Here is a 1704-nt window from a genome sequence, read left to right as displayed (position 1 = left end):
GCCCTGCCCCCCGGCTGCCGTGGGCGTGGTTGTGCGTTGTCGGCCGCGACCATTGTTGACTGAGGCGAGACAGTGTCGGAGCGCATGTTGTGTTTCGGTGGAAATGATGATCCGCCTTGGCGGATCGGCGCGCCTCCAATGAATTGTGGTCAGGGCGTGGAACGATGTTTCTGTGCCTCTGACGTCGACGAGTCAACCCGTTGTGTACGATGATGCGGTGTCCCGGGAAGATGTGGACCGGTGGGAATCCGAGCTGGCGAGTGTGCTCGCGTGGATTCGGCCGTTGTTTTACCGGGTGGAGTCCAAGAAGCACGCCGAACAGTACGTGCGTGGGTTATTGTCACCACGGGGACGGAAGAACGGCTGGACCATCGCCGAGCATGTTGGCGAGCTGGACCCGACAGCGTTGCAGCGCTTTCTGAACCTCTCGCCATGGGATGCGGACGCGTTGCTGAAACTGAATCGCGAGTATGCGATGGAACACCTTGCCGACCCGGCGGGGATCCTCGTGGCGGATCCAACAGGATTCGCTAAGAAGGGCACCAAATCGGTCGGCGTGCAGCGGCAGTATTCCGGAACGTCAGGGCGGATCGATAACTGTCAGATCGCCACGTTCCTGTGCTACTAATCAGAACGTAAGTTTGTAGACATCTCATCGATGTTGTGCGATACTGTACGCATGGCGAAGAAAGGCAGACGGGCTGCCAACGAAGAGCGGCTGCTCGCAGTGCAGATGCAAGAGAACGGGATGTCCGTTCCGCAGATCGCTGAGATCATGAACGTCGGCACATCTACCGTTTTCGCCTGGATCGATAAATACCGCAAGGGCGGGCTGGCCGCGATCTCGACGAAGGCCGCATCGGGCCGGCCGACGACACTGGATGACAGCGAGATGATGCGCCTCTACACGATGATCAACGGAAAGGACCCACGAGTCCACGGCTTCGGGATGGCATTGTGGACACGTTCCTTGATCCGAGACCTGATAAAGACCAGCTTCGGGAAGTCCGTCTCGCTGGTCACGGTGGGAAGGATCCTCACCAAGCTCGGGATGTCACCGCAGCGACCGTTGTACCGGTCGTGGAAGCAAGACCCCGAGCGGGTGGAGCGCTGGAAGCGGGAGGAGTACCCGGCGATCAGAGCCAGGGCGGCGGCCGAGGGCGCAACGATCCTGTTCGCAGACGAGGCGTCGGTGCGGACGGACTACCACGCCGGCACCACCTGGGCACCGGTCGGGCAGACGCCCGTCGTGATCAGTTCGGCGGTACGGCACTCGGTCAAGATAGTCTCCGCAGTCGGCCAGCGAGGCGAGCTGAGCTTTCAGGTTCACGAAGGATCCATGAACGCAGAGCGATTCATCGAGTTTCTCCGCAGCGTGCTCCATGATTTTGACACACCCGTCTTCTTGGTGGTCGACGGCTCGTCCGTGCACAGGGCAAACATTGTCAAAGAATACGTCGCCAGCACAGGCGGGCGGTTGGAGCTGTTCTTCCTGCCGCCCTACTCGCCCGAGTTGAACCCGGACGAGTGGGTCAACAAGAACGTCAAGCACGATAGGATCGCGCGGGCCGTGCCATTCACCAGGGACGACTTGATGAAGGTCGCAACCGAAGCTCTTGAGCGACTCAAGAAGTGCCCTGGAATCGTCCGAGGGTTCTTCGCCGATCCAAAGCTCTGGTACATCAGCGCGCCACACTCGTGAAG

Annotated in this window: 2 protein-coding genes; both read left to right on the top strand. The window is 60.3% G+C overall.

What is annotated here, in order from left to right; translation table 11 throughout:
* The first annotated feature begins 202 nt into the window (after window positions 1–202).
* On the top strand, window positions 203–628 hold the full coding sequence (locus ACRESJ_RS08125; RefSeq protein ID WP_431757448.1) for an IS701 family transposase: 426 nt from the start codon (window positions 203–205) through the stop codon (window positions 626–628).
* A gap of 51 nt (window positions 629–679) precedes the next feature.
* A complete protein-coding gene (locus ACRESJ_RS08120) occupies window positions 680–1702 on the top strand; it encodes an IS630 family transposase (RefSeq protein WP_431757447.1) in 1023 nt (340 codons plus the stop codon).
* The last annotated feature ends 2 nt before the right edge of the window (window positions 1703–1704 follow it).

Source organism: Pseudomonas sp. (genome assembly GCF_050739655.1).
Taxonomy (GTDB): Bacteria; Pseudomonadota; Gammaproteobacteria; order Pseudomonadales; family Pseudomonadaceae; genus Aquipseudomonas.
The sequence above is the reverse complement of the archived record's forward strand: the minus strand, read 5'-3'. Positions and strand labels throughout refer to the sequence as shown.